Annotated in this window: 1 protein-coding gene and 1 pseudogene; one reads left to right on the forward strand and one right to left on the reverse strand. The window is 61.0% G+C overall.

The genetic code is table 11. From position 1 onward, the window contains the following. Positions 1 to 3,734: pseudogene (locus FKR81_RS42840) on the reverse strand (hypothetical protein); the annotation flags it as partial. A 761-nt stretch (positions 3,735 to 4,495) separates the two neighbouring features. On the opposite strand from FKR81_RS42840, the gene FKR81_RS42850 reads away from it, so the two are divergent. Next, positions 4,496 to 6,758, forward strand: a 2,263-nt coding sequence (locus FKR81_RS42850; protein ID WP_222598623.1) for a toxin glutamine deamidase domain-containing protein, incomplete at its 3' end; no start/stop codon positions are given.

The raw sequence follows: 6,758 nt of genomic DNA on the forward strand, positions 1-6,758 counted from the left end.
GGACGCTCACCCGAGTCCGGATCGATCCACCCCGCACCACCCAGCTCCGACTCGGACCACTCCAGAACACTGCTCAAGCCCGACCCCGACCGCGCCATGAACGGAGGCGCCAAAAAAGAACCATCAGAACCAGACAACGACTTCTTCTTCACCGACTCACCCGGCGACAGACTACGCTCACGCTTGCGCCCGGATTGCTCGACCGCGCCACCGACACTCTCCTGAACTTCATCAAGAGACCGCGTGCGGTTCCGCAGCAGGTTGCCGTCCGAATCATAAAACTCAATACGCCGCCCACCAATATCGCCTTCCATCGGATTCCCGTCTTCGGGGGCGATATTCAAATACTCGATGGCTTCGTAATCGATAAGACCGTTGCCCGCCGTGACCGCCGACGGCTCCGGAAGGTCCAGGAACTCATCCCGAATGCTCGTCAGATCTGCAAGGCTGTAGGTGCCAGGAGCGAAAGCGACATCGCGCAGCCAGAGATACACGCGCATGTATCGCTCATATTGTTCCCGCGTGCCACCCGGCCAGTCAAAATCAGCACTCGAGGACAACTCGTTGAGGTACTCTGAGGGAACCCATTCCTGGGTAACCCAGTCGGCCTTGTTGGGATCCCTCGCCCCGGACGTGCCAGCACTATTATCCTCAGGAAGATCGAGGAACTTGAGAGCAGGCTTCGCCAACGCCTTCTGGGTAGCCTCGTGGGCTCGTGTATTGTACGAGACAACCTTGACGGCGTCCTCGCCGACTATGTGGTAGTCGGCGAGGTCGACCAGATCGGCCGCGTCCAACAACGCCTTCCTCAGAAACCCCGCCCCACTATTGGTGTTACCGCGACCGATCCACAGGTTGGGCACATAGTTGAACATCTGCTTTTCCCACGCCTGCAGTACCCTCACCATCTCAGCGCGATCCCCATGGCCCGGCGGATAGTGATAGTTCACCCACGATTTGAAACTGTCGCGCATCTGATGACTGGGAATAATATGGCGTCTGTGGAACAGTTGCTTTCCGCTCTGCATTGGCGGCAGAGGCCGTGCCGCATTCGTCGCGGCAGAGAATTGGCTGCGTTTGATCGGTTCGAACTGATCGCGACGTTCCGGATTGGAGTCAAGCGGCTCGACACCACCGATACGAGCTAACGCATCCGTCTGGGGCCGCCCAGTCAGCACGCCACGTGCCCAATCGGTTAACGCCTTCCGCTCCAGCGCTGTCACTTTCACCATGTCCGCGGGTATGACAGCGGTGAAGTAGGTGCCGTTGCCAGTCTCATCGATCTCTTTGACGACTCCCGACGAACGTAGTTTGACCAGGTCCAGTCGAGTTTGGACAGCCGAATAGGCGAGGCGATAGTCACGCTGAACAACGTCGGCGATATCTTGATGAATCAGGGGCTTGTCCGTGCTCAGCATCGCTCCCAGTGTCGCCGCAGCACGCCTCTTTGCTGGGCCGTCACCGAATATGTCACGTAGTGCAGCAGGAAGCGGTGGCAGAGGCCGCGCGGCACCTAGAGGCTCAATACCACCGATGCGGGTCTGTGCATTTGCCTGCTCAACATCATCACTGAGCTCGCTGGCCCATTTAGCCAGACCGGGAGTATTTCGAACGCTTTCCGATATTTTTCCGACATAGAAGCTCGTCCTGCTGTCTTTGCTGTACGAGGTCGCCAAATTCTCCTTGGCGAGAAACGACAGATACCTGTTGATGTTATCCTTGCTGGTGTCAAGATTGTATTCGGACTTCAACCTCGCTTGGATCGTTTCGTTGCTCAGTGGCGTACTGGTGCGTAGCAGCATACCCAGAACCTGGCAAGTCCGATGTGTGCTGAGTCCCTCGTTTTTGCCATGTGCGGCGACGCGGGGCGGCAGTGGCGGCAAGGACGGCTCATTGGGCGCAGAAGTGGCAAAAGGATTATCGAGGCAACTCTGGGCTTTAACTTTCATTGAGCCAGGAAGACTGTCCACCCAGTTGCGTAGATTGCCATCAATTTCCAGACCCTGGGGAACAACACCTTTGTAGACGTTGACCTTGCCGAGCCTGCGGTAGACAACGGCCATGTTGCACAATTGCAGCAATTGTGTACAGGATTCTGTCTCCCTTGTGGCAACGGTTCCCGACAGGGCGGCTGCCAGTTCCTTATTTGTGGCTGGATTGTTGACTAACAGGGTGGCCCACACCTGAAGGATGTCATTCTCTTTAAGATGAGCGCTTCGCGATGTTTCACTTTGACGGAAGGCGTCCTTAAGGGTATCTGACGTAGGAAAGCTGGGAGGGGCAGTGATTGAGACCTGCTGCGCAATCGGATCGATGCCTTTGCTGCGTTGCTCAGCACGGACGCGATCATTCACGTCAGAAAGTTTGTCGAGAAACTCTTGGAACGCGCGATCACTCAGAAGCTTCGCCGGAAGAGGGATTTTGGCACTGTATTGGGCGGTGGTAGTAGTAGTCTTTCCGGCGGTCGGACAGCTTGCCATGTTTGAGGTGATCATGGCGTTCAGATACGGCGTCAAGGTCTTCTTGGTCGCATTTGGAAAGTGGTGATCTTGTTTGAGGCGGTCCGCGATCTCCAGTGCGCTAAGTGGTTTCTCCGCAGTCAATAGAACCTCGAACGTCTTTGACACAAGCAAAGTGTTTTCGCTGTTATTGGCCGTGTTCTGGACTACTCGCGCATGAAGAGTTGCAGGCAGAGGCAGGATGTTGGGTCCGCTGGTCAGGTTTGTTGTGGCGGCCTTCCTGTCGGCAGGCCCAGGTAGACCGCGAGCCCAGCCGAGAAGGGCCGTCTGCTCAATTTTCGAGATGCCTGGGGGGATAACAGGGCTGTAGAGGTACGTCTTTCCCGCCTGCCCGTTTTCGACTACCAAACCGGCTTGCCTCATCGCTGGGATGTAATTCTTCACTTTGCCTGTCGGAAACTTCAGCGGAAGCCGCTTTCCGCTATTGCTGATTTCACTGATGCTCATCGGTTCGGGATGCTTGAGCAGTAGGCCCCACAGTGGTGCGAACCACTCCGCTTTACCTCCGGTGCCGCCGAACTTCCCCAAAGCCTCGTCGGAGTATCTCTGCGGTAGTGGCGGATTGGAGGGGTGTGTGGGTGTAGTGGACTGGCTGCTACTGGGCTGCGTGAGTGACGGGTCGTTCGATGACGTGAGTGACGGGTCGTTCGATGGTGAGGAAGGGGGTGAGCTGGGTGAGGCTGGCGGTGATGTGATGTTGGTGTTGTATTTGGGCAGAGAGGGGGCCACCAGCCGTGGTGCGGGTGTTATCACGGTGTTGTGCGGCAAGCTGACCGTGGTCGTGGTATCAGACGGGGTGGCCGTCGTGATGATGATCTTATCGGCGGCGAGGCGTCGGTCGCCCGGTTTGTCATGCTGAATGTCGGGAAGGTAGCTGGTAATGACCATGCTCAGAGCCCTTTGGACCTCCCCGGCCGCGTACAAGGGGCCGGAGACGGTCACCGGCGGGATGGCCTCACCGTACACGTGATAGGCCACTGCCGTGTGAGCGACATCGCGGGCGAAGGCGGTCAACGCATCGTACTGCTCATTGGTGAGCCAGCTGCCTGTGACATCCAGAGTCAGTGCGGCTGGAACCTTCTCACTCTTCGGAGCACGCTCACTCAGCGAAAGGTTGCCAATCTGCCCTACGAACGGACTCTCTTCCTCGTTATCGCGCTCGCGTTCGTTTTTTTCGTCCCCCGCAGGGTTCCACGGCATCATCACTACCTCCATGTGTACACGTTCCGCTTACCTGTACACACACGCCGAGAATCATTCGAAGGTTCACAGGTGTTGCCCGGCATTGAAGATGAGCATGTTGGGGGCGTTCGCGGTGAGGATGTCCGGTGCTGAAACGGCCCCGCGGGGCTGGTGCCGGGCGGGGCCGTGGTGTTCAGGGTGTCGGCGTGGTGCTCACTCTGCCGCGACTTCGGTGACGGGGATGCGGGCGGAGGATTCGTCAACGATGGTTTTGTCGTCGGCGAAGGCCGCGGCGAGGGCTTGGAGTGCCAGGTTGTTGACCGCGCGGGGGTAGCCGCGGCTGGTTTGGTGAATCAGCGCGGCGGCGTCGTCGGAGAAGTAGGGTGTCGCTGCGTCCGGCGAGGCCGAGGTGGTGGCGCAGGTAGCCGCCGGTTTCCTCGCTGGTCATGGGTGGCATGGCGTAGCGCAGCCCGATGCGCTGGTCGAGCTCGGCGAGGGCACCCATTTTCATCCGCCGCCGCAGGGTGGGCTGGCCGACGAGCAGGCAGGCGAACGGACTGGTGGAGTCCATGTCGTGGTTGGTGAGGTTATCCCGAATTCGGGATAACTCACCTTATGCCGAGTTGGTGGTTATCCCGGGCCGGTGCTGCTGGTGGGGGTGTTTGTCCTGGTCGGGTGGCAGCGGCCTGGGTTGTCCACTCGGCATAATCGCGGTCGCCGTTTGATGCTTTCCCCGCTGGAGTGACCGCTCCGGTGGAGGAGGTAATGCTGATGGTGACGTTGACGCAGTGCGGGTGTCCGGCCCGCTGCAGCCGTTCGCGGACGGGTTTCATGAGGCGCTGCAACGGCAGGGGTTCTCGCCGTGGTCGGTGATGTTCGACCTGCAATCGATGCAGCGGCTGAGCTGCTGGCTACTCGTCTGCCAACTCGATCCGGCGGAGCTGACTGCTGGCGAGGTGGGCCGGTTCGTGCAGGAGTATCGCGGGAGCCGCCCGGACGGGCGCCGGCGGCCCAGGGGGCTGTCGTCGCCGTTGTGTTATCTGCGGGCGTTGGGTGTGGTGCCTGATGCTGTTGTCGCAGTATCGGACGATCCGCTCGGCGGTCTGCTCGACGAGTTCGCCCCCTGGGAAGCACAGTTGGGCGTGAACTGTGGGTGGGTGGGTTTTCGTCTTGTTGGTGTCAGGGTTTGTGTTGGTGTGGTCGTGTTGCCGGGTGGTGTTGTGGCTGCTGGGCGGCGTGGGATTGGGGTTGTTGTGACGTCTGGGTTTGGGCAGACCAGCGGTGTGGTTGGTGGGTCGGGTTGGGTGGCTGGTGGTGTGGTTGTGGCGGGGGTGCGCTTGGAGTGTGTGCCGGGTGGGCGTGGGCGGGTTGTGGAAGCCGCGAGTGGGACGGTGTTGTTCGAGGGGGTGTTGAGTGAGGACGGTCCGCGGCTTCGTCTGGATCGTGGTGATGGTTCGTATCGCGTGTATGGGCGTGACGGGGTGTTGCGGGAGGAGCAGTTCATCGTCGAACTCGGTGGGGCCGGTTCTGGTGGGCTGGGTTCTGGTGGGGTGTTGTCGGGCAGCGCGCGGCTGACGTATCCGACCGCCAGTTCCGGGCACACCTTTCGGACCCGGACGCGGACGCGGAACGCGTTGGAAGGAACAGATGCGTCTGCGGCGTCCGGCGGGCCGGCGAAGCTGACTGTGGGTGGGCGGTCGGTGCAGTTGCAGTGGCAGCCCGTGGAGAGTGACGGGTTGGTGTTGGAGAACCAGCAGAAGGAGCTTCGGCTGGCGTTCGATCACCATGGGCGGCTGGCCAGTGGGCAGATCGGGATCTCTGTCGGCGGCAGAAAAATGACGATCACCGCCCAGCGGGAGTCGGACGGGAATTTCCGGTACGCCGTGCAACAACCCGATGGCCAGAAGCCCGGCAGTGGGCAGGTTCCGGCAGGCTATGAGGTGGTGCCGTTCAGGGCGGGGTGGAAGGTCACCACACGCGGTGGGATGTTCGACGGGCAGCCCTGCGTGTTCGACTTTCTCGGTTATGGCCATCCGCATGGCCAGGAACCTGATCTGTCGGTGCGGGCGCGGCGGACGAGCCTGCCTGTGCTGACCTCTCGCTACGCCCAGCACATCCAGCCGGCCGAGCCGGAGGAGCAGAAGCTGTTACAGGTGATGTTCCCGACCACGCGAGACAGCGACGGTCGGGAGGTGCCGGTGACGCATCCCCCGATGGACCAGTTCAGCGCTCCGGACATCTGGCACGGCATGATCAACACCGCCGAGGTCCTCGATGAGGAGGACAACGACCTCGGGCTGCGATCCGAACCCGCCCGGCAGATCAACTGCGCGTTGACCGCTCTCGCGCTCAACGAGGCCTGGTTCGGCAATCCGCAGGTCGCCCCGATCTGGAAACCCATGACAGACATCGACGGTGACGACGACTGGGTGGTCGACACCGTCATGCAGGAGTACGCCGGTCACTACTGGACCCGCGAACCCGGCACCGGCCCCGGTTCGCTGGACTCGGTCGAGCAGAAACTACGAGCGCTCGGCCCCGGCTCCGCCGCGATCATCGGCTTCACCTGGACACTGCGTGGAACCCCGACCGCCCACGCCATGAACATCCTCAACGACCGCGGCACCCTGGTCTACTCCGACGCCCAAGTCACCGAACCTATCGCCCACAGACCCGAGAAGATCGCCTCAGTCACCTCCTTCGTCTTCGACCCCGCCGGCAACCCCGTCCTCTACCACCCCCTCACCCCCGGCGCACCCACCACCGCTCAACGCACCACCACGCAAGAACACAGCACCACCCAGGAACAGACCACCACCCCGGCCATCCCGGTTGTGGACATGCACGACGTCACTCCCAGCCCCATCGCCACCCTCGCACCTGTCACTACTCCGGCCACGGAGAGTGGTGTTTTGCCGGGGTTCATCGACACCCCGGCCGATGGGTTGTGCCTGATCACCTCGGTGCTGTGGTCGATGACCCCGCAGGCACGCACCGCCGTCTATCTCCACCTGCAAACCCACAGCCGGATCCACCCGATTTCTCGTCTGGCCCGGT

It is taken from the genome of Lentzea tibetensis (genome assembly GCF_007845675.1).
Classification (GTDB): Bacteria; Actinomycetota; Actinomycetes; order Mycobacteriales; family Pseudonocardiaceae; genus Lentzea; species Lentzea tibetensis.